Consider the following 21,150-nt stretch of genomic DNA (forward strand, 5'->3'; position numbering starts at 1 on the left):
GTCAGATCCTCCCCCGGCTGCGGATCTGATCCAGCCACACGGCGGCGATGAGCACGATGCCGATCGCCATCTGCTGGTAATAGGCCTGCACGGCCATCAGGTTCAGCCCGTTCTGCAGGACGCCCATGATCAGCGCGCCGATCATCGTGCCGAGGATCGAGCCGCGCCCGCCGAAGAGGTTGGTGCCGCCGATGATCGCCGCCGTGATGGCCAGCAACTCGTAGTTCAGGCCGGCTGTCGGATCGCCGGTGTTGACGCGGGCGGTGAAGATCAGCCCGGCTAGCCCGGCCATCAGGCCGGACAGCGAATAGAGCATGAGGCGCTGGCGCCGCACGTCGATGCCGGTCGCCCGCGCCGCCGCCTCGTTGTCGCCGAGCGCCAGCGTGTGGGCGCCGAAGGGCGTGTGGGCGAGGATGTAGTGTGCGACGAGCGCGACGACGATCAGCACATAGACCGGGGTGGGAACCCCGAACGGCCGCGCCTGGCCGAGAAACAGGATCTCCTCGGGCAGGCCGTAGATGCCACGCCCGCTGGAGATGATGAGGGCAAGACCCCGGGCAATGCCCAGCATGCCGAGCGTGACGATGAATGCGGGAACCCTGCCGCGCACGATGATCAGCCCGTTGACCGCCCCCGCCGCAAGGCCGGCGGCCAGGCACCCGACGATGGCGAACGGCCAGGGAAGCCCCAGATTGACCACCAGGAAGGCGCCGGTGACGGAGGCGAGCCCGAGAACCGAGCCCAGCGACAGATCGATGCCCGCCGCACTGATGACGAAGGTCGCGCCGATCGCCAGGATCCCGTAGGTGGCGGTCGCCAGGATGATGTTGAACAGATTGCCGAAGCTGAGGAACACCGGCGAGATGATCGCCATGACGGCCGACAGCGCGATGAGGACCGCAAGGGATTCAGCCCGGACATGGGCGCGCGCAAGCAAGGAAGCCAGTTTCATGATTGCTTTCCGAAACTCGAAGAAACCGGCGGGCGGGCTTGGCCGCGCCCGCCGGCGGGAGGATCACTTGACGTATTCGAGCATCGGCTCGGTGCCGGCCTCCAGAACCTCCTTGGTCAGGACCAGCGTCGGAACGTAGATCCAGTCGTCCATGCTCTCGCCGGCGATGACCTTGCCGACATCCTCGACGGCCTGCTTGCCGACGAGATAGGGAAGCTGGGCGACCGAGGCGTTGAGGCGCCCGGCCTTGATCGACTTGACGGCATCGGAATTGCCGTCGACGCCGATCACGGTGACCTGATCCTGTTTGCCGGCCGCATAGACCGATTCCACGGCGCCGAGCGCCATGCCGTCATTGGCGGCGAAAATGGCGACGAGGCCGGGATTGGCCGTCAGCGTGTCGTTGGCGATGTTGGCGGCCTTGCCGCGATCCCAGTCGCCCGGCAGGGAGGCGACGATCTCCAGCCCCGGCGCCAGCTCCTTCAGCTTGTCGGCAAAGCCGGTGGCGCGCTTCTGGCCGGTGATGTTGCCGGACAGTCCCTCGATCACCAGAACCGGCCCCTCGGCATCCTTGCCGAGCTTCGAGACCAGGTATTCGGCGCCCTGCGCCCCGGCGGCGACATTGTCCGAGCCGATGGAGAAGGCGATCTTGACGCCGGCGCCCTCGGCGATCTCGTGGTCGAGGTTACCGTCGAGATCGACCACCGGAATGCCCATATCCGTGGCCTGCTTGAGGCATGGCAGCAGGATCGTCGAATTAATCGCGGCGGTGATCATCGCGTCCGGCTTGCGCTGCAGCATGGTGTTGCAGACGTTGAGCTGCGGCTCGGCGGCCTGGTCGCTCTCGACGGCCTGCAGGTAATATTCGACGCTGGCCGCGGCCGCCCCGTCCTTCACCCCTTCTTCCATCGCGCCCCAGAACGGGTTGGACAGCGTCTTCATCAGGACGCCGTAAACCTTGTCGGCGGCTTGCGCCTGGGTCGCAAGAACCCCGACGGCGACGGTCATCAGCAGTTTCTTCAGCATTTTCTCCTCCTGTTTGCTGCCCGTCGGGGACACGTCTCCCAACCTGTCCCCATGCTGAACTCCGGCGTGACGGGCCACCGGAGCGATTTCACTTCCTTCGGCCGGCCTCCATGCCTCCGTTTCGAGGTGGCGTCATCGTGCCCCGCCGCTCGAACCGGCATGAGACACGCTCGGTCCGCGCCGGCCCGAGACCGCCGCCGATCCTGCCCATGAGCATCGACCAGGCCCTGCGGGCGATCACCTGCACCGGCTGCACGATCGCCGCGATGGGCGGCGTCATATGCGCCAGCCAGGCGCTGTCGTCGAAGCCGACCAGGGCGACATCGCGCCCGGCCTCGAGCCCCCGCTTGCGCGTGATGCTGTAGGCGGCGAGCGTCGCGGTGTTGAAGAGACAGAAGATCGCCGTCGGCACCGGATTCGCATCGAAATGCTTCTCGAACGCCGCCAGGGCGCTCTCCACCGTCGGTCCGCAGGCGAGATAGTCGACGTGGAGCGGGCCGTCACGGCGCATGGCCGCCCTCCTCACCCCGTCGAGGCGCTCGGCGACGTTGCTCACCGCATCGTCGAAATAGGCGACGAGGATCCGCCGGTGCCCGAGCTCGATCAGCTCGCGCATCACCGCCTCCGTGGCCTCGGCGTTGTCGACCCCGACGCCGTCGATAAGGTCCTTCTCGAACACCCGGTCGACAATGACCGACGGGACGTCCTGATCGGCAAGATGCTCTCGCCCATAGGTGCTGCCGGCGGTGGGGGCGAGGAACAGGCCGGCGACGCGCCATCCCAGAAGCTCGCGGATCTCGCGGCTCTCGACATCCGCGGATTCCCGGCTCGAGGTGGCGACGATGCGGTATCCGGTCTCTTCCGCGCAGCGCTCCAGTTCGGCGACGAGCTCGGCGAAGAAGGGGTTCTGGAAATCGGGGATGACGAGGCCGATGACGCGACTTTCGGCGCGTCTCAGGCTCGAGGCGATGGCGTTGGGGCGGTAGTCGAGCGCCTTCACGGCCTCAAGCACCGCGCGGCCGATCGGATCGTCGCGCCGCCGCTTGCCGTTCAGGACATTGGAAACGCTGCCCGGAGAGACCCCGGCGCGCTGGGCCACGTCGCGGATCGAAACCGCGCTCGCCGATCGCCGCTGTGAGGGGTTTTCCCTGCGCATTGCTCTCTCTCCCGGGGAAAACCGTACATAAAACGTTTTACATTGTAAAACGTTTTTCATAGCGTTTCCTGGTGGTCTGATCGAAACAGATGGCACCCATCTGTTTCGACAAGTCAGCCCACAAGCTATTGATCTGGTGGGGCGATTTTCCCAACAGATGGGTACCATCTGTTGGGGTCGCACCACTCGCGCATCGGGAGGAGACAATGCGGATAGTGCTTGACCCGGAACCGCGCACGGCGGAGGAGATCTTCTCGCCGGCGGACCACCGGTATCTCCTGGAGACTCACGATGTCGCCGCCTATCCGGGCGGGAGCCGCGACGCCTTTTATGCCGACCATCTGCCGGGCTGCGACATCCTCATCAGCCAGCAGCCGATGGATACGGCGCGTCTGGAGACAGCGCCGCGGCTCAAGGCCATTTTCAACGTCGAGACCAACTTCCTGCCCAACATCGACTATCCGACCTGCTTCGCCCGCGGCATCCATGTGCTCGCGCCGAGCGGCGTCTTCGCCCTGCCGGTGGCCGAAATGGGGCTCGGCATGGCGCTCAGCCTGGCGCGCGGCATCCACAGCGAGCACAAGCTGTTCCTCGACGCCGAGGAGCGCTACGGGCTGGAGGGCAATCACGACGCCGAGCTCATGACCGGCTCGCAGATCGGCTTTGTCGGCTTCGGTGATCTCGGCCGCGCCCTGCACGCGCTGCTGCCCGGCTTCAGGCCGGCCGCGGTGCGCGTCTTCGACCCGTGGCTGCCGGATGCCCATCTGCAACGGCTCGGCGTGACGCCCGCATCGCTTGAGGAGGTTCTGGCCAAAAGCCGCTTCGTCTTCGTGGTGGCGGCCATCACGACGGAAAACGCCCACCTCCTGAACGCCGGGAACCTGGCGCTGATGCAGGACGGCGCCTCGCTGATTCTCCTGAGCCGTGCCGCCGTGGCCGATTTCGACGCCGTTGCGGCGCTGACGAAAGCCGGCCGCATCCGCTTTGCGACGGACGTCTTCCCCAAAGAGCCCGTGGACCGGCAGGACCCGATTCGCACGATGCCCAACACGCTGTTCTCGCCGCACCGGGCCGGCGCGCTTCACAGCGCGCTGAAGGAAATCGGCAGGCGGGTGATCGAGGACATCGGGCAGATCGAAAAGGGCTTGCCGCCGATCAGTTGCCGGCGCGCCGAACGCGAGACGGTGATGCGCCTGCGCAGCAAGCCCATCGAAAAGACCTGAGCCGGCTTCCCGACGAGGTCAGAAGCCGGCATCGGCGACCGCCGCTTCCTGTCGACAAGCGCGGTCGTGCGTTCACATATTGTCTCATCCGCTGTAACACGCATGGTCGTTAACCATTGGTTAACCATCAGCCTTCCATAGATCGTATCAACGAAAAATTAACCGAAATAATCAAAGTGCTAACAGACACCCGTCCCCTCCGTCTCAAGGGGCGCTCCTTCATGGCGCTCGTGCTTTCCCCGGAACAGCCATTCGACGAATGGCTCGCCCGGCTCGACGATCTGGCGGCCCGTTCCGCCGGCTTCTTCCTGCAGCGCCCGATCGTCCTCGACGTCAAGGACCTCGACACCGACCGTGCGCAGCTCACCGAACTCCTCGAAGCGCTGGCGCAGCGCAACGTGCAGATCCTCGGCATAGAAGGCGCGCGGCCCTCGCAGCTCGGACGCGGCATGCCGCCGGCCCTGAGCGGCGGCCGGCCGGCCGGCGACATCGAGCCGCCGGCCGAATCACCGCCGGTCGCAGGCCCGGATCTCAGCCACGCCGAAACGGCGCCCGCCGCCCAGCCGGTCCGCGCCGTGCACTCGATCATCATCAGGGAGCCGGTCCGCTCCGGCCAATCGGTGAACTTTCCGGAAGGAGACGTGACGGTCATCGGCTCGGTCGCTTCGGGCGCGGAGATCATCGCGGGCGGCTCGATCCATGTCTACGGAACGCTGCGCGGCAGGGCACTGGCGGGGTCGGTGGGCAACGCCTCGGCGCGCATCTTCTGCCGCAAGCTGGAAGCCGAGCTGCTGGCCATAGACGGCCTCTACAAGACCGCCGAGGACATGGACGGCAAGCTTCGCGGGCAGGCCGTCCAGTTCTGGCTCGAGGGCGAATCCATCATGGCCGAGACATTGAACTGAGCCGACGCCGCAAATCACGGACCCCACGCATCGCGCTTTGCGAAAGCCGGTTTCGGACCGATGCAGTGGGAAAGAACAGGAGAGCAAGATGGCAAAGGTAGTTGTGGTCACATCCGGCAAGGGAGGCGTCGGCAAGACGACATCCACCGCCGCCCTCGGCGCTGCGCTGGCGCAGAGGAACGAGAAGACGGTGGTCGTCGATTTCGATGTCGGCCTGCGCAATCTCGACCTCGTCATGGGGGCCGAGCGGCGGGTGGTCTACGACCTGATCAACGTCATCCAGGGCGATGCCAAGCTGCCGCAGGCGCTGATCCGCGACAAGCGGCTCGAGACCCTCCACCTGCTGCCGGCCTCCCAGACCCGCGACAAGGACAATCTGACGCCCGAGGGCGTCGAGCGCGTGATCAACGAGTTGAAGCAGTCCTTCGACTGGATCATCTGCGACAGTCCGGCCGGCATCGAGCGCGGCGCCACGCTGGCCATGCGTCACGCCGATGCCGCGGTGATCGTCACCAACCCGGAAGTCTCCTCGGTGCGCGATTCGGACCGCATCATCGGCCTCCTCGACGCCAAGACCGCCAGGGCGGAGCGCGGCGACCAGGTGGAGAAGCATCTGCTGCTCACCCGCTACGACATGAACCGGGCCGAGCGCGGCGACATGCTGAAGGTCGACGACGTGCTGGAGATCCTGTCGATCCCGCTGCTCGGCATCATCCCGGAAAGCCTCGACGTGCTGCGCGCCTCCAACATCGGATCGCCGGTCACCCTCGCCGACGCCCGCAGCGCACCGGCGCTGGCCTATCTCGACGCCGCACGCCGGCTCGCCGGCGAAACGCTCCCGGTCACCGTTCCGGGCGAGAAGCGCGGCCTGTTCAGCAAGATCTTCGGACGGAGGGCGGCATGAGCATCTTCAACTTCTTCGGCAAAAAGACCTCGGCACCGACGGCGCGCGAACGCCTGCAGGTGCTGCTCGCCCACGAGCGGGCCTCGCTCGCCCACTCGGACCTGGTCGCCATCCTGCGCGAGGAGATCCTCGCCGTGATCGCCAAGCATGTGCAGGTCGATCGTGAGAAGGTGAACGTGAAGATGGACCGGGGCGAAAAGGTTTCGACGCTGGAGATCGACGTCGAGATTCCGCGCGACGCGGAGATGCGGGCGGCCTGACGGCCATCCGCAAAAAGTGCAACCGCCATTTCGGATCGGAGGAAAGGAGACGCGAATGACCCGTTTGTCACTTCTCGAACGCCTCAAGGAGCTTCAGGACATGCCGAAGTTCCAGAACCGCGACATCCGCACGATCACCGCGATGATGTCGATGGAAGCGCTCGCCAAACATGTCGAGGTGTGCGAAGCGGCCGTGCAGGCATCCGCACAGGACGCGTCGCAAAACGCCGGCACGCGGCATTAGATAGCGGACATCACCGGGCCCCGGATCAACGGATCTGGAGCTCCATGACTGCACACCACAGGACAGAATGCCGAAGTCGATCGGTCCTAAGGGATAAGCGCTCCGGGATTCATGATGTTCTTCGGATCCAGAACGGTCTTGATGTCCCGCATCAGGGCGATCTTCACGGGATCGCCGAGCCGTTCGAGCTCCGAGGTCAGCTTGCGGCCAATGCCGTGTTCGGCGCTGATCGTGCCGCCGAAGCGATCGGCGATGTCGTGCACCGCCATCTCCACCTCGAGTGCCTTTGCCTCCTTGTCGGCCAGGGCCTGCCAATAGGCATGCGTGAACATCACGATGTAGTGGACGTTGCCGTCACCCAGATGCGCGACCACCAGCCGGCCGGCTTCGGGGAAAAGCTCCTCGGTCATCGCGTCGGCGGCGGCGATGAAGGCCGGCACCTTCGAAACCGGCACCGCCGTGTCGTGCACGACGCCGATCCCATGGATCTTGTGCGCTTCGGTAACGGAATGGCGCACATGCCAGATGTCCCGGGCCTGCGCTTCGTTCTGGGCGATCATCGCGTCGTCCGCCAGGCCGGCTTCGATCGCCGCGCCCAGCACCTCCTCCAGCGCCGGCAGGAGCTCGGCCGCCGGGTCGGCGTCGGCGAGCTCGATCATCACCGACCAGTCCGGGGTCGTCGCGAAGGGGGTGCGCACGCGCGGGATATGGGCCAGGACGCAATCCACCTCGGCCCGGTTGAGCATTTCGAAGGCCTCGATCGTTTCGCCGCAGCGGTCCTGCAGGCGGGAAAGCAGATCGACGGCCGCTTCGGGGCCGGTGACCGAAACCCAGGCATGGGCGCGCGCGTGGATGGCCGGCCGCATCCTGAGGGCAGCGCCGGTCACCAGGCCGAGCGTTCCCTCTCCCCCGATGAAGAGCTGCTTCAGGTCGTAGCCAGTGTTGTTCTTCTTGAGCGCGTTGAGATCGCGCAGGATGCGGCCGTCCGGCAGCACCGCCTCGATGCCGCAGACGAGGTCCCGCATCGGCCCGTAGCGGACGACGCCCGTGCCGCCCGCATTGGTCGAGATGAGGCCGCCGATCTGCGCGGTTCCCTCGCTGCCGAGATACAAGGGGAACTGACGGCCCTCGCCGGCAGCGATCTCATGGACGGCGGAGAGCGTCATGCCCGCATCGACCGTCATCACGTTCGCCGCGCGGTCGACGGAGCGAAGGGCGTTCATGCGGGCAAGGCCGACGACGATGCCGGCCTTGCGCCCGCTGCCCCCCGCGGGAACCGCGCCGTAGCACAGCCCCGTGTTGCCGCCGAGCGGATAGATCGGCAGGTCGTGCGCTGCGGCCAAACGAATGGTCTCGGCCGCCTGTTGCGTGCTGGCCGGCAGCGCGACCGCAACGGCTTCCCCTTTCCACCGTCCCCTGAAATCGGTGACGAACGGAGCCATCTCCGCCGGATCCGCGATCAGACCCTTCTCGCCCAGGATGGTTCCCAAACGCTGGAGGATTTCGCTCACGCCGCTTCGGCCTCCTTCATCCTGGCAAAGGCCCGCTCCAGCGCGGCGATTGTCTCGCCGCTCGGGTCGGTCAGCGGCAGTCTCACGCCGCCCGCGCTCATGCCCGCCAGCCTCATGTAGTGCTTCAAAGGACCCGGATTGGTTTCCAGGTAAATTGTGTCGATCACCGGATCGAGTTCCTGCTGCAGCTTGATCGCCTCTTCGAGCCGGCCGGCCTGCGCGGCGCGGAACACCTTGATCCAATGATGCGGATAGACGGTCGCCGAGGCAAGCACGCCGCCTTTGGCACCCAGCGCCACATGGGTCGCGAAAAGCGGCTCCTCGCCGCTCAGGATCGCCATCTTGTCGCCGGCGAGCTTGATCGTCTTGATGAACTCCGGCATGTCGTAGGACGAGCATTTCATGCCGATGATCGCGGCGTCCGCGGCCAGTTCGGCGATAGTCTCGGCCTTCAGGGCGACGCCGGTGCGCCGCGGGATCTCATAGGCCAGGACCGGTGCGCCGACGGCATCGCGGTAGTTGCGGAAATAGGCGGCCATTCCCTCCTGCGTGCCGGCGGCGTAGTAGGGCGTGACAGTCATCACGCCGCTGGCGCCGGCCGCCACGAAGTCCCGCCCGGCCTCCACCGCATCGGCAAATCCGGTCGACAGGACGCCCGGCAGCACCGGTGCCCCCTCCGCTGCTTCGACACAGGCCCGGACGATGTCGGCGCGTTCCTTGCGCGACAGGGCCGGGTATTCGCCGGTGCCGCCGATGGGCACGATGCCGGTCGCGCCGGCCTTCATCTGGAACCGCACCAGCGACCGCAAGGCGTCGAAATCGACGGACCCGTCGTCCGTGAACGGCGTCACGATCGCCGTAAAGAGACCCGACAGGTCGTTCATGGTCAGTGTCATGCGTGATGTCCTTTCGAATGCGTCATAAGAATCCGAACAGCCTCGGGAGGGTCAGTGAAACCGCCGGCACATAGGTGACGACCAGCAGCACCATCAGGTTCGAGACCAGGAAGGGAACGGACTGCCTGACGATCGCGCCGAGCGGCACCCCGGAGATCGACGATCCCAGATAGAGCGCAAGCCCGTAGGGCGGCGTCATCAGGCCGATCATCACGTTGAGCACCATGATGACCCCGAAATGCACCGGGTCCACGCCCATGGAGGCAAGGAGCGGGGTGAACAGCGGCGCAAACAGGAGGAGTTGGACGGAATCGCCGACCCACAGTCCGTTGACGAGGAAGAAGACGTTCAGCAGGAGCAGCAGCATCCACGGTTCGAGCTGCCAGTCGCGGACCAGCGCCGCGAGCTCCGTCGGCACGCGCTCATTGGCCAGGACCCAGCTTATGATCGTCGCGAAGCCGACGATCAGATAGACCGAGGCGGAGGTGCGCGCGGCGCGGTCGAGGATCTCCCACAGGGTCTTGAGCGTCAGGTTGCGATAGGCGAGAACGCCGACCAGCGTCGCATAGGCGACGGCGATCGCCGCCGCTTCGGTGGCCGTGAAGATGCCGCCGATGATGCCCCCGATGATGATCAGCGGCATAAAGATGGCCCAGAAGGCGTTGAGGATGATGCCGAGCGCGATCGAGAGATTGAGCCCCGCGATGGGGTTGCGGGGAAAGCCCTTCCTGCGGGCGATGAAATAGATGACGGTCATCTGCGCCATGCCGAGCATGATGCCCGGCACCGCGCCGGCCAGAAACAGCGCCGCAACCGAAGTGTTGGTGAGGGCGGAGAAGATGATCAGCGGAATGGAGGGGGGAATGATCGGCCCCTGGATGGCGGAACTCACCGTCACCGCGGCGGAGAAGTCCTTTCGATAGCCGTCCTTCTCCATCATCTTGATCTCGACCGGACCGAGCGCCGAGATATCGGCAAGCGCCGAGCCGGAAACGCCGGAGAACATCATCGATCCGACGACGTTCACATAGGCGAGCCCGCCGCGCAGGCGGCCGACCAGCAGCCGCGACAGGTTCACCAGCCGGTCGGTCATGCCGATGGCGGTCATGATTTCGCCGGCGATGATGAACAGCGGGATGGACAGCCAGATGAACACGTCCATGCCGGTGAAGAACTTGTGGGCGTAGATGTCGAGCATGCCGGACATGCCCGGCTTGACGAAGAAATAGGCCATGCCGGCAAAGCCGATCGCGAAGATGACCGGGCTGCCCATGATCATCAGAACGAGAAGCAGGCCGATCACGATCAGGAGGGAATGATCCATCGTCTCTTCCTCAGATTTCGGCTTTGAGAACGGAAGGCCCCGTCTCCGGCGTGCCGCGCACGAGATCGCGGATCGCCAGAACAAGCATGTGGAACATCATCAGCCCCGCCCCGACCGGCACGGAGAGATAGATCCAGTAGAAGGAGACGGGCAGGGTCGCAGCGCTGCGGCGCTGGCCGAAATCGGCATTCTCGTAGCCCTTCCACAGCAGCACGGCGAGGAGCACGGCAAGCAGGAGCCTGAAGCTCGCATTGCGCAACGAAAGGACGCGCTTCGGCCAGTATTGGTCGAAGAAGTCGACCCTGACGAGCTGCTCGTCCCTCACCAGCAGGCTGCCGGCCAGCATCACCACCCAGATCATCAGGTAGCGTGCGGCCTCCTCCGGCCAGGGCAGGGAGAAGCCGAACCCGTATCGAAGCGTGACCTGCAGGAAGAGGATCACGGCGACCGCCGACAACATGATGCGCGCGGCCCAGGACGAGACCGTTGCGAGCACGGCGCCAAGTCTTTCAAGCTGGTTGAGCATCAGACCTTCAGTCCCCCTGTCCGGCTGCTGGCGATCGGACGGCCCTCGAGGAGGGCCGTCATTGGATTCGCTCTTCGGAAAGCTTCAACACGTCGGAGCGCGATGCGGGCGGAAATCCGCTTCACACGCGCCCTCGTCCGGCTCTACTCCTGCGCCTCGGCGACGGCCTTCTTGAGCTCGTCCACCAGTTCCGCTCCAACTTCCTGCGCCAGGATCTCGGAGATCGGACCCTGCACCTTGTCCACGAACTTGCCGAACTCGTCCCTGGTCGGCTGGTAGATCTCCACGCCGGCGCCGGCGATGGTCTTCAGGTCCTGCGATTCCTTGGCGGTGATGATGCCGAGCATCGCGAAGGTCGCCTCGCGTGCCGCATAGTCGAAGGCGGCGCGATCCTCATCGCTGAGGCCCTTGTAGAACGCCTCGTTGATGGTGATCAGCGGCATGTTGATCAGGTGATGATCGAGCGTGTAGTACTTCTGCACCTCCTGCAGATTGGCAAGCAGGATGGTGTAGGGAGCGTTCTCCTGGCCGTCCACGACGCCGGTCTGCAGCGCGCTGTAGAGTTCCGCCCAGGCGATGGGCGTGGGCGAGGCACCGAGGGCCTCGACCATCTTGATGTGGATCGGCACCTGCTGGGTGCGTATCTTGAGGCCGACCATGTCCTCGGGTGTCTTGATCGGGCGCACCGAATTGGAGAAGTTGCGGAAGGCGGAGGGAAGGTAGCTCAGGATGCGCACGCCGCCCTGCTCGGCCACCGTATCGGCGAGCTTCTTGCCAAACGGGCCTTCGAGCACCTTCCGGGCAACCTCCGTATCGGGGAAGGTGTAGGGCATCTCGAGCACCTGGGCCGCCGGCGCATAGGCGGCGACATGACCGGCGTTCAGGCCGCCGACCATCTGCAGCGACCCGCGCACGTTCTGCTCCAGGAGCGACTCCAGGTCGCCGAGCTGGCTGTTGGGAAACACCTGCAGCTCATAGCGGCCGTTGGTCTGCGCCTTGAGCACGGAGCCGAACACTTCCGTGAACGCCCAATAAGGGTTGGCGAGCAGGTCGCCCTCGCCGTCCACATGGCCGAACCGGACGACGGTCTGGGCCTGCGCCTGCGGCGCGGCGAACACGCAGAGGCTGAGCGCCGCCGCCGCGGAAAGAACGCTTAATTTGCGGAACAAGGCTTTCATGTCTTCAACTCCCCTGTCGATTTTGCCTTGGAACAGTCACAGCAGCTCCCGGTCCCGGCAGGCGCACGCCTGCTGAGCTTGGAACTCACCGTCAATGCTGATCACTTCCATCCCCTGGAGCGTTGTTGCCGCTCCTTCAGGAATTTACCATACGACAGCGTGGACGCCTGTCAAGTCGCTTAGTATATGAATTTTCTTATAGTGGATTTTTGCGATAATCCGCACTATTCTGATTTTGATGGAATCCGTGTAAAAGCGTGGTCGAGATCGGTCTCGACTCACGATTGCAGCCAACCCGTTCCGGAGCGTGACGATGAACATCCTATCCCCCGAGCAGAAAGAGCCCGAGAGCGGGGGGCTGCCGGGCTCCTTCGACATCGGTCTGCGCCTTTCCCAGTTGCGCCGGGAGAGAGGCTGGACGCTTCAGCAGGCGAGCAAGCGCACCGGCGTTTCATCCTCGGCCTTGTCCAAGATCGAGCGCAACGAGTTGTCGCCGACCATCTCGACGGTGCAACGGGTGGCCAGCGGATACGGGGTCGACGTCGTCACCCTGCTCAACGAGAAGGACGGCTCGCGCAGCCTTGCCGGCCGCCGCAGCGTCACGCGGGCGGGCGAAGGGCGGCCCTACCAGTCCAACAGCTGCGCCAACACGCTGCTGTGCGCGGATCTGATCGACAAGCGGATGACGCCGATCAGGAGCATCGTCACGGCCCGTTCGCCGGACGACTACGGCTCCTGGCCCGTCAACGACGCCGAAATCTTCGTCACCGTGATCAGGGGCACCATGGTGGTTCACAGCGAGATCTACGAGCCGCTCGTTCTCAATCAGGGCGACAGTCTCTACTACGATGCCAGCTCGCCGCATGTGTGGACATCCGAGGGTCCCGAAGATGCGGAGGTCGTCTGGGTCATCGTGTCGTGACCATGTTGCTGAACGCCGACGATTTCCGGGAAAGGGCGCGCGGAAACCTGCCCCGGGGGCTGTTCGAATACATCGATCGCGGGACGGAGGACGAGCGCGCGCTTACCAGCCTGCGCTCCTCCCTCGACGCCATCACCCTGCGCCCGTCCGTCCTGACGGGGCACGACCGGCGAAACCTTCAGAGCCGGCTTTGGGGCCGAACGATCGCCGCACCGCTGGTCGTCGCACCGACGGCGCTGGCCGGGCTGGTCTCCTTCGACGGCGAGACGAAGCTTGCCCGCGCGGCGGCCGCCGTCGGCATACCCTTCTGCGTCTCCACCCAATCGGTGACGACGATCGAGACCATACGGCGCGGTGCGCCGGACGCCACCTTGTGGTTCCAGCTCTATGTCTGGCGCGACCGCTCGCTGACCGCCGACCTCCTGAAGCGTGTCGCGGCCTGCGGCTGCGATGTCCTGGTGGTCACGGCGGACACGCCCGTCGCTCCCAACCGCGAGTACAACCTGCGCAACGGTTTCTCCATCCCCTTCTCGGCGACGGCGGGCAACCTCGTCGACATGGCCCTTCATCCGCGCTGGCTCCTGGGGGTGATGGCGCGCTATCTGCTGACCGAGGGCATTCCGACCTACGGACACTATCCGCCCGCCTTTCGCGGCGCCATCACCCGCCCCAGCGTGGCCGAGGCGGTGCGGCTCGAGCACCGGCTGAACTGGGACGACGTTGGCGCGCTCCGAAACGCCTGGAAAGGCAAGCTCGTCATCAAGGGCATCCTCCACGCTGAGGATGCGCAGATCGCGGCGGACATCGGTGCCGACGGCGTGGTCGTTTCGGCGCATGGCGGCCGCAACCTGGACTGCCTGCCGCCGCCGGCGGCCTGCCTGCGCGAAATCTCCGACGCGGTCGGCAGCAGGCTCACCGTTCTTGCCGACAGCGGCGTGCGCCGCGGCACCGACGTCCTCAAATATCTGGCTCTCGGTGCGCAGGCCGTGCAGCTCGGCCGCCTGCCCCTGTGGGGACTTGCCGCCGGCGGTGAAAAGGGCGCTGTTGCCGTGCTCCGGATGATCATCCGCGAGATGGACACGGCCATGGGCTTCCTCGGGGCCGAGCGGGTCGAGGCGCTGCGCCTGGCCGAAGGCTCCGCGCCGCTGCCCGCCGGCGGCTCGCACCGCTCTATGGCGCCGGAAGCGCGCATCTTCTAGATCGCGATGAATTAGAGCGGGATGCGGGCGGAAAACCGCTTCACACTTTTCCTCATCCCGCTCTAGCATGCCTGTCCGCCGGTCGTGAACCGGTTGATGCTGGGGGCTGCAAGGTTGCAACTGCGTTTTCTCGAGACATTCGTCCACCTCGCCAAGGTGCGCAATTTCCGAAAGGCAGCCGATCTCCTGCACACGTCGCAGCCGGTCATCTCCTCGCGCATCAACGCCCTCGAGAACGAATTGGGCGCCAAGCTTTTCGAGCGATCGAAGCGCAGCGTCCAGCTCACCAGCGAAGGCCGGATGCTCCTGCCCCATGCCGAGCTGGTGATCGAGCTGACCAACGAGATGAAATGGCTCGTCGGTCCCGGCAGCCGGCTGACGGGCTCCCTGCGCGTCGGGGTCACCGACACCATCCTCAGATCCTGGTTCGTCCGGCTGATGGAGGCCTTCCGGGAGAAATATCCGAACGTCAACATCGAGATGCTGTCGTCCACCTCGGCGGAAATCATCCAGTCCCTGAGGGACCACGGCGTCGACGTCGGCCTGGCGATGATGGACGGCACCGACCCGAAGCTGAACTTCGTGCCGCTCGGCGCCTTCCCCGTCGCCTGGGTTGCAAGCCCGACGGCTTTCCCGATCCGCCGCGCCGCGCTCGACACGCTGCTCGACATGCCGATCCTGACCTTCCCGAAGAACTCGATCCCCTACAAGACGCTGGAGCGCTATCTCAAGGCATGTTCGAAGGTGCGCGCCAACGTCCACTCGTCGAACTCGATCGCAACCATCGTCAAGATGGCGGAGGAGGGATTGGGCGTCGCGCCCATGCCGCGCGCCGTGGTGCTGAGGGAACTGGCCAGCGGCAGCCTGCACGAGATCGAGGTGGACGTCGATTTCCCGCCGCTGGAGTTCTATGCGATCTGTGAGGCCTCGCCGCACAAATCGCTGAAGGACGAGTTCGTGCGCATGGCGCAGGAGCAAGCGCTCGCCTATGCCGCGGAGCATCCCGCGCAGTACCTGATGCCGTCTGATTGAATTCCTTTATCACAGACACCCATTATTTTGATTTGGACTTTTTTAGCGGCCTCTTCGATCCTTCCCCCAACAATCAATCAAAAAAGCAGATGGGGAAGAAAAATGAGCCGTATCCTCCGCACGATTCTGGTTGCCGCCGCCTTCGCCGCAGCGGGCACGGGCGCATCCGGCACTGCGCTCGCCGAGACCTGGCGCATGGCCCACAAGATGCCGCCGGACAGCATCGAAGGCGAATTGTTTCAGCTCTTCGCCGACAAGGTGAAGGAGAAGACCGGCGGCGAGCTGGACGTGAAGGTGTTTCCGAACGAGCAGCTCGGCTCCGACGATACGGTGCTGGAGCAACTGCAGATCGGCACGGTGAACGTTTACCCGGAGGGCACCAGCTATCTGCAGAAATGGGTGCCGGACATGAAGTTCGTCTCGGCTCCCTTCCTGTTCGACGATCGCCAGCACTGGGTCCGCTTCATGCAGTCCGACCTGGTCGGGGAGTGGCTGAAGAAGATCGAGGACGAGGCGGGCATCGCGCTGATCGGCTCGCCGACGGCCTTCGTGCGCGGCCCCTATCGGGTCATGGTCACGGACAAGCCGTGGAATTCGCTGGAGGAGATGCAGGGCACGCGGCTGCGCATGCATCCCGACGAGCTGGCGGCGGCCGCCTGGCGCCATCTCGGCACCGAGGTCCGCACGCTTGCCTGGACCGAAGTCTATGAATCCATCAGCCGCGGCATCGTCGACGCGGTGAACAGCCCGATCGCGCTGGTCGAGCCGATGAAGTTCTACGAAGTGGCGCCGCACATCATCCGCCACGACGAATACCCGCAGGGCATGGCGTTCATGACCAACGCCAAGCGCTGGAACGCCCTTTCCGACGAGCGCCGCGCCCAGGTGCTCGAAGCGCTCGCCGAAACGGCAGCCGAATCCGAGAAGCGCATGACGGCGGCGGCCGACAAGGATCTCGCCGCCATGCAGGAAAAGAACGTCTCCTATTCGGAGCCGGACACCGCCGCCTTCGTCGAGCGCATGGAGAGCTTCTATGAGCAGATGGAGAAGGCAGGCGAGCTTCCCGAAGGCTTCCTCGATGCCGTGCGCGCCTCGCGCGCCGAGTGACGGCCCGTCGGACAAGAGCTGAAGGGGAGGCCCCATGCCCATCCTGGATCGAATCCTGGCCGCCATCGACCGGCTGTTTCTCGTGGGAGCGAATGCGGCACTGCTCGCCATGCTGGTCGTCACCGCGCTGAACATCGCCTCGCGCGCGCTTTTCGAGCAGGGGCTGATGTGGGCCTTCCCCATCAGCATCGTCTGCTTCGTGTGGATGACCTTTCTCGGCTTCTTCGTCGTCTATCGGCAGAACAAGGACATCACGGTGGACTTCCTGCTGAACGCCATGCCGGCACCGGCGCGCCTCGCCGGCAGGATGCTCGTGGACATCGCGGTGATCGCGTTTCTGCTGATCCTGCTGCGCGAGGCGCCGGAGCTGATCCAGCGGCAGGTCGGCAACATCGAGATGGTGGGGCTACAGCGGTATTGGCTGAGCATCCCCTTCTTCGTTTCCTGCGCCCTCATCGCGCTGCATTTCCTCAGCGACCTCGTGCATGCGCTGAGGGGGCACGCACCGCGCGAGCATCATCCCGTCGGCGATATCTAGGGTCAGGGCGCAACCATGACATTGCTTCTCTTCGCGGGCTTCGTGGCCCTCATCCTCCTGCGTGTCCCGATCACCATGGCCATCGGCCTGGCCGTTCTGACGGCACTCGTCTATGCGGGCTTTTCCGACACGCTCTACATCATCCCGCTTCAGGTGCTCGACGGCGTCGACAACCCGTCGCTGCTCGCCATCCCCTTCTTCATCATGGCCGGAAACCTGATGAACGGCGTCGGCATGACGGACCGCATCTTCAACTTCGCCTCGGCTCTGGTCGGCCACATGCGCGCCGGCCTGGCACAGGTGAACGTGGTGTCGTCGCTCCTGTTCGCCGGCGTCTCCGGCGCTGCCGTGGCGGATTGCGCGGGTCTCGGCACGATCGAGATCAAGGCCATGCGGGAGCGTGGATATCCTGCTCCCTTCGCCGCGGCGATCACCGCCGCAAGCGCCGTGGTCGGCCCCATCATCCCGCCCTCGATCAGCCTCGTCGTCTACGCGTTCCTCTCCAACACCTCGGTCGCGCGGCTGTTTCTGGCCGGCATCGTGCCCGGCCTCGTCGTTGGCCTGTCGCTGATGATCTTCAACTATCTGCTGGCGATCAAACACGACTTCCCGCGCGAGGAGCGCAAGACGCTGCCCGAGGTCGGCCGCCTGGCCCTTGACGGCATAGCCGCCCTGGTGGCGCCCGGCATCATCCTGGTCGCCATCCTGACGGGCTTCACCACCGCCACCGAGGCGGGCGTATTGGCCTGCGTCTACACCATCGCGCTGGGGTTCGTTTACCGCACCTTCTCCTTGCGCATGATGTGGCGAGCGCTCACCGAGACCATGACGATCACCAGCGTGATCATGATCATCATCGGCTTCTCCCAGGTGATGGGCTGGCTGCTGGCCATCGAGCAGATCCCCCAGCAGCTCGCCGACCAGATCCTCGGCGTCACCGAGTCCCGGAGCGTCTTCCTCCTGCTGCTCCTGGTCTTCCTGCTCGCCGTCGGCTGTTTCGTGGAGGGCGTGCCGGCGAAGCTGATCCTGGTGCCGATGCTGCTGCCGATCATCGATCAGTTCGGCATCGACCGGATTCACTTCGGCCTGATCATCACCCTGGCCCTTTTGATCGGCATCGCAACGCCGCCCATGGGCATTGCCCTCTACATCGTCTCGGAGGTCGGCAAGGTGCCGTTCGAGAAGGTGGCGGTAGCGATCCTGCCCTTCCTGGTGCCGCTGATCGTGGCTTTGCTGCTCGTCACCTTCGTGCCGGAACTCGTTCTCTTCCTCCCCAACCTCATCCTCGGGCCGGCCTGAGGCCGGACCGGTATCAATCCCCAAAATGCAAGGACCATTCCATGAAGATCTCCGTCATTCAGATGAACTCGCAGGACGACAAGGCGCGGAACATCGCCGATGCGACCCGCCTCATCCGTGAGGCGGTCGCTGAGGACCGGCCCGACCTCGTCGTTCTGCCGGAAACCTTCACCTATATGGGCGGCACCGTGGAGAGCCGGCGCGCCAACGCCGAGACCTTCCCGGACGGCGAAGCCTACCGCGCCATGTCCGCCCTTGCCGCGGAGTTGAAGGTGAACATCCATGCCGGCTCCATGGCGGAAGCGGCGGGCGAGAAGTGCTACAACACCACGATCGTGTTCGACCGGGAGGGCAACGAGATCGCCCGCTACCGGAAGATCCACCTGTTCGACGTGCAGGTTCCCGGCGGCATCAGCTACCTGGAATCGGACACGATGAAGCGCGGCGAGAATGTCGTCGTCTACGAGCTCGAGGGCGTCAGGGTCGGCTGCGCGATCTGCTACGACCTGCGGTTCCCCGAGCTGTTCCGCAAGCTGCGCGACAAGGGCGCCGAGCTCATCGTGCTGCCGGCGGCCTTCACCCTGCAGACGGGCAAGGATCACTGGGAGCAGCTGCTGTGCGCCCGTGCCATCGAAACCCAGTCCTACGTGGCCGCCTCGGCGCAGATCTTCGCCCATGACGACGGCCGGAAACTGTGTTTCGGCCATTCGCTGGTCATCGACCCGTGGGGCATCACCGTCGCCAACTGCTCGGATCGCATCGGCCATGTGAGCGCCGTCATCGACACCGGCTACGCAGCGCAGATCCGGCAATCGATGCCGGTCGCAGAACACCACGTCGTGGCATAAGGAAAACGCGAATGTACCAGGTCAATCCCATGCCCCGGCAGCTTGCCCAGGCCAAGCTCGACAAGCTCATGCAGGTGGAGACCGCGACCGTCGGCCACTTCCTGCATGCCAATTTCCTGGACAGCGGCCTGCGCTCCATGCTGCCGAAAGTGCGCGCCGCCGGCACCGCCGTGACCCTGCGCCTGCCGCATGCCGACAGCACGCTTCTGCACTATGCCATGGACCATGTCCGTCCCGGCGACTTCATGATCATCGACCGCGCCGGAGATACGCGCCACGCCTGCTGGGGCGGCGTCATCACCCATACGGCGGCCGGCAAGAAGCTGGCCGGCGCGGTGGTCGACGGTCCGGCGACCGACGTCGCGGATTTCGCGCGTCACGGCTTTCCCATGTGGTGCCGCGGCCCCTCCCCGATCACCACGAAGCTTCTCGGCATTTCCGGCGAGATGAACATCCCCGTCAGCGTCGGCGGCGTGGTGGTCCGCCCGGGCGATGCCGTGCTGGCGGATGAAAACGGAGTTCTGATCCTGGCGCCGGAGGAGGTGGACGCGGTGGCCGATCGCGCCATCGAGATGCAGATCCGAGAGATCGACCTTTTGAAGCGCATCGACGCCGGCGAGAGCCTTCCCGCCATTTCCGGCGCCAAGGCGCGCGTCGAGCAGACGGCCTGATCCATCGGCCGCAACGACGAGGCGGATCGCTTCCCTCCTTGCGAAAGGGTGGAGCGATCCGGCGTGGTCTGCGGTCGATCGACGGTGTGGTTTCTGCGCGCGGCGGCGGCCTTTCGGCCGGGTGCCTCCCGCAGGGAGGAAAGCTCAGACCCGCTCCGCCGCTCCGATGCGCTCCCAGCGCTTGCCGTTGCCTTGCGACTGGCGGGCGAAATACCGGTAGGGTGTGTTCGACCAGTCCTTCACCGAATTGTTCATGTTATCGAGGATCAGGTCGCCCCGTGTGGTCCTCACGGTGAGCACGGTGTGGCCTTCGCCGCCGCTGCGCGCCACGGTCAGGAGCAGGGACGATGCCGGCCAGCCCAGGCGCATCAGCTCCGCCTTCTTCAGGATGGCGAAGTCTTCGCAGTCACCGTATTTCTGCGGCAGCCGCCAATCGTCTTCCTTGCCGGTCGTTGCGATATCGGACCGTTCCTGGATGCGCCGATTGACCGACGCGTTCACGCGCCTCAGTTCCTCGGAGCGCCGTGCGGTCAGCTCGACCGGCTTTCCGTCGCCGTTCGTGCTGCACAGGCGCGCCTGCCGGGCACAAAAGTCATGAAAGGCCGGCGGCGCGAACGCATGGCCGACAAGCTGCATCCGCGATCCGCCGCCGGATCGGCCGGCCGCTTCCTGCGAATGGGCAGTGATCGATTCCGTCGTGGTGCTGCAACCCGCGCTCGCCAGAAAAGCGGCGAGCGCCATTCCTATCGAGAACTTCATCAGGGACCCCCATTGGCGGGCTATCCCTTAGACTGCCTCAGAATGATTAAGCAACTCCTGCCGGAGTATGAGCCCATAACGATTATCAACATCACGAAATGTTTACACGGTTTACTCCTGCCGCTTTCCAGGCTGACAATATCGCATCGTTCAATCCAAATTGATTATATCGTAGTTAAAATTGTATAAACATTAAGTAATGTATGTTTATTACTAAGTAAATAGTGGTAATTATTCAAATAAACCGGAACAGCAAAGGCAGCTGATGCGTTGCTTCGCATTCTTCAAACCTAGGGAGAACTGCGATGCGTAGCACGGCGCTATTACTTTCAGGGTCAAAAATCCTGGTATCTATCGGCGTCATCTGCCTCATGCCTGTGGCTCCGACATTCGCCCAGTCCAGCATCAGGCCGCTCATGACGGCGGAGCAATGCTCCCCGCTGACGGACCAGAACTACGAGCTTTGCTGTGTCGCCCGCAATCGGGTGCAACTGCTTTCCCCGGAAGATCTTGCCCAATGCCCTCCCCTCACCACCAGCCTCATCCAGAATGCCCTCAATAACAGTGACGGTGGCGGCAACGGCAACGGCGGCGGTGGCGGCAACGGTGGCGGCGGTGGCGGCGGCGGCGGCAACGGTGGCGGTGGCAACGGCGGCGGTGGCGGCAACGG

The 21,150-nt window shown here is 64.8% G+C and carries 22 protein-coding genes and 1 pseudogene; 14 read left to right on the forward strand and 9 right to left on the reverse strand.

Annotation, left to right across the window (positions count from 1 at the left end; genetic code table 11):
• Position 1: 1 nt before the first annotated feature.
• From NUU27_RS13510 to NUU27_RS13520, 3 genes are all read right to left on the reverse strand, one after another.
• A complete protein-coding gene (locus NUU27_RS13510) occupies positions 2-952 on the reverse strand; it encodes an ABC transporter permease (protein ID WP_257762639.1) in 951 nt (316 codons plus the stop codon).
• Positions 953-1,015: 63 nt separating this feature from the next.
• On the reverse strand, positions 1,016-1,978 hold the full coding sequence (locus NUU27_RS13515; RefSeq protein ID WP_257762640.1) for a substrate-binding domain-containing protein: 963 nt from the start codon (positions 1,976-1,978) through the stop codon (positions 1,016-1,018).
• 88 nt (positions 1,979-2,066) lie between these two features.
• A complete protein-coding gene (locus NUU27_RS13520; RefSeq protein WP_257762641.1) occupies positions 2,067-3,134 on the reverse strand; it encodes a LacI family DNA-binding transcriptional regulator in 1,068 nt (355 codons plus the stop codon).
• A 206-nt stretch (positions 3,135-3,340) separates the two neighbouring features.
• Between NUU27_RS13520 and NUU27_RS13525 the strand changes: the two genes are divergently transcribed.
• From NUU27_RS13525 to NUU27_RS13545, 5 genes are all read left to right on the forward strand, one after another.
• A complete protein-coding gene (locus tag NUU27_RS13525) occupies positions 3,341-4,357 on the forward strand; it encodes an NAD(P)-dependent oxidoreductase (protein WP_257762642.1) in 1,017 nt (338 codons plus the stop codon).
• Positions 4,358-4,524: 167 nt separating this feature from the next.
• A complete protein-coding gene (gene minC / locus NUU27_RS13530) occupies positions 4,525-5,262 on the forward strand; it encodes a septum site-determining protein MinC (RefSeq protein ID WP_257762659.1) in 738 nt (245 codons plus the stop codon).
• Positions 5,263-5,350: 88 nt separating this feature from the next.
• On the forward strand, positions 5,351-6,166 hold the full coding sequence (gene minD / locus NUU27_RS13535; RefSeq protein WP_257762643.1) for a septum site-determining protein MinD: 816 nt from the start codon (positions 5,351-5,353) through the stop codon (positions 6,164-6,166).
• Positions 6,163-6,426, forward strand: a complete 264-nt coding sequence (gene minE, locus NUU27_RS13540; protein WP_257762644.1) for a cell division topological specificity factor MinE — start codon at positions 6,163-6,165, stop codon at positions 6,424-6,426. Before minD ends, minE begins: the two co-directional genes overlap by 4 nt.
• A 55-nt stretch (positions 6,427-6,481) precedes the next feature.
• Complete coding sequence (locus tag NUU27_RS13545) at positions 6,482-6,670, forward strand: hypothetical protein (protein WP_257762645.1); 189 nt, start codon at positions 6,482-6,484, stop codon at positions 6,668-6,670.
• A gap of 86 nt (positions 6,671-6,756) precedes the next feature.
• Here NUU27_RS13545 and NUU27_RS13550 read toward each other — a convergent pair whose 3' ends face one another.
• The 5 genes from NUU27_RS13550 to NUU27_RS13570 form a co-directional block, all read right to left on the reverse strand.
• Positions 6,757-8,181: an FAD-binding oxidoreductase gene (locus NUU27_RS13550; RefSeq protein WP_257762646.1), complete on the reverse strand. Its 1,425-nt coding sequence runs from the start codon at positions 8,179-8,181 to the stop codon at positions 6,757-6,759.
• Entirely contained in the window at positions 8,178-9,077 is a 900-nt protein-coding gene (dapA, locus tag NUU27_RS13555; RefSeq protein WP_257762647.1) for a 4-hydroxy-tetrahydrodipicolinate synthase, read from the reverse strand. Before dapA ends, NUU27_RS13550 begins: the two co-directional genes overlap by 4 nt.
• A gap of 22 nt (positions 9,078-9,099) precedes the next feature.
• Entirely contained in the window at positions 9,100-10,401 is a 1,302-nt protein-coding gene (locus NUU27_RS13560) for a TRAP transporter large permease (protein WP_257762648.1), read from the reverse strand.
• Between the two features lie 10 nt (positions 10,402-10,411).
• Positions 10,412-10,927: a TRAP transporter small permease gene (locus tag NUU27_RS13565; RefSeq protein WP_257762649.1), complete on the reverse strand. Its 516-nt coding sequence runs from the start codon at positions 10,925-10,927 to the stop codon at positions 10,412-10,414.
• A gap of 143 nt (positions 10,928-11,070) precedes the next feature.
• Positions 11,071-12,105: a TRAP transporter substrate-binding protein gene (locus NUU27_RS13570; protein WP_257762650.1), complete on the reverse strand. Its 1,035-nt coding sequence runs from the start codon at positions 12,103-12,105 to the stop codon at positions 11,071-11,073.
• A 313-nt stretch (positions 12,106-12,418) separates the two neighbouring features.
• Between NUU27_RS13570 and NUU27_RS13575 the strand changes: the two genes are divergently transcribed.
• From NUU27_RS13575 to NUU27_RS13610, 8 genes are all read left to right on the forward strand, one after another.
• Positions 12,419-13,027 carry a helix-turn-helix domain-containing protein gene (locus NUU27_RS13575; RefSeq protein WP_257762651.1) on the forward strand — a complete coding sequence of 203 codons (609 nt, stop codon included), beginning with the start codon at positions 12,419-12,421 and terminating at the stop codon, positions 13,025-13,027.
• Positions 13,028-13,029: 2 nt separating this feature from the next.
• On the forward strand, positions 13,030-14,226 hold the full coding sequence (locus tag NUU27_RS13580; RefSeq protein WP_257762660.1) for an alpha-hydroxy acid oxidase: 1,197 nt from the start codon (positions 13,030-13,032) through the stop codon (positions 14,224-14,226).
• A 114-nt stretch (positions 14,227-14,340) separates the two neighbouring features.
• On the forward strand, positions 14,341-15,258 hold the full coding sequence (locus tag NUU27_RS13585) for a LysR family transcriptional regulator (RefSeq protein ID WP_257762652.1): 918 nt from the start codon (positions 14,341-14,343) through the stop codon (positions 15,256-15,258).
• A 102-nt stretch (positions 15,259-15,360) separates the two neighbouring features.
• On the forward strand, positions 15,361-16,365 hold the full coding sequence (locus tag NUU27_RS13590) for a TRAP transporter substrate-binding protein (protein ID WP_257762653.1): 1,005 nt from the start codon (positions 15,361-15,363) through the stop codon (positions 16,363-16,365).
• A 34-nt stretch (positions 16,366-16,399) separates the two neighbouring features.
• Positions 16,400-16,903: a TRAP transporter small permease gene (locus NUU27_RS13595; RefSeq protein ID WP_257762654.1), complete on the forward strand. Its 504-nt coding sequence runs from the start codon at positions 16,400-16,402 to the stop codon at positions 16,901-16,903.
• A 15-nt stretch (positions 16,904-16,918) separates the two neighbouring features.
• Positions 16,919-18,202 (forward strand): TRAP transporter large permease, encoded by a 1,284-nt coding sequence (locus tag NUU27_RS13600; RefSeq protein ID WP_257762655.1) that lies wholly within the window; start codon positions 16,919-16,921, stop codon positions 18,200-18,202.
• 41 nt (positions 18,203-18,243) lie between these two features.
• The gene (locus NUU27_RS13605) at positions 18,244-19,050 is read left to right on the forward strand and encodes a carbon-nitrogen hydrolase family protein (RefSeq protein ID WP_257762656.1); all 807 of its coding nucleotides are present in this window, start codon (positions 18,244-18,246) and stop codon (positions 19,048-19,050) included.
• Between the two features lie 11 nt (positions 19,051-19,061).
• The gene (locus NUU27_RS13610) at positions 19,062-19,721 is read left to right on the forward strand and encodes an RraA family protein (protein WP_257762657.1); all 660 of its coding nucleotides are present in this window, start codon (positions 19,062-19,064) and stop codon (positions 19,719-19,721) included.
• Positions 19,722-19,865: 144 nt separating this feature from the next.
• On the opposite strand, the gene NUU27_RS13615 is transcribed toward NUU27_RS13610, so the two are convergent.
• The gene (locus NUU27_RS13615) at positions 19,866-20,480 is read right to left on the reverse strand and encodes a transglutaminase-like cysteine peptidase (protein WP_257762658.1); all 615 of its coding nucleotides are present in this window, start codon (positions 20,478-20,480) and stop codon (positions 19,866-19,868) included.
• Between the two features lie 305 nt (positions 20,481-20,785).
• Here NUU27_RS13615 and NUU27_RS13620 point away from each other — a divergent pair.
• Positions 20,786-21,150, forward strand: a pseudogene (locus NUU27_RS13620) (hypothetical protein); the annotation flags it as partial.

Origin of the sequence: Nitratireductor sp. ZSWI3 (assembly GCF_024655565.1) — a bacterium.
Taxonomy (GTDB): domain Bacteria; phylum Pseudomonadota; class Alphaproteobacteria; order Rhizobiales; family Rhizobiaceae; genus Nitratireductor.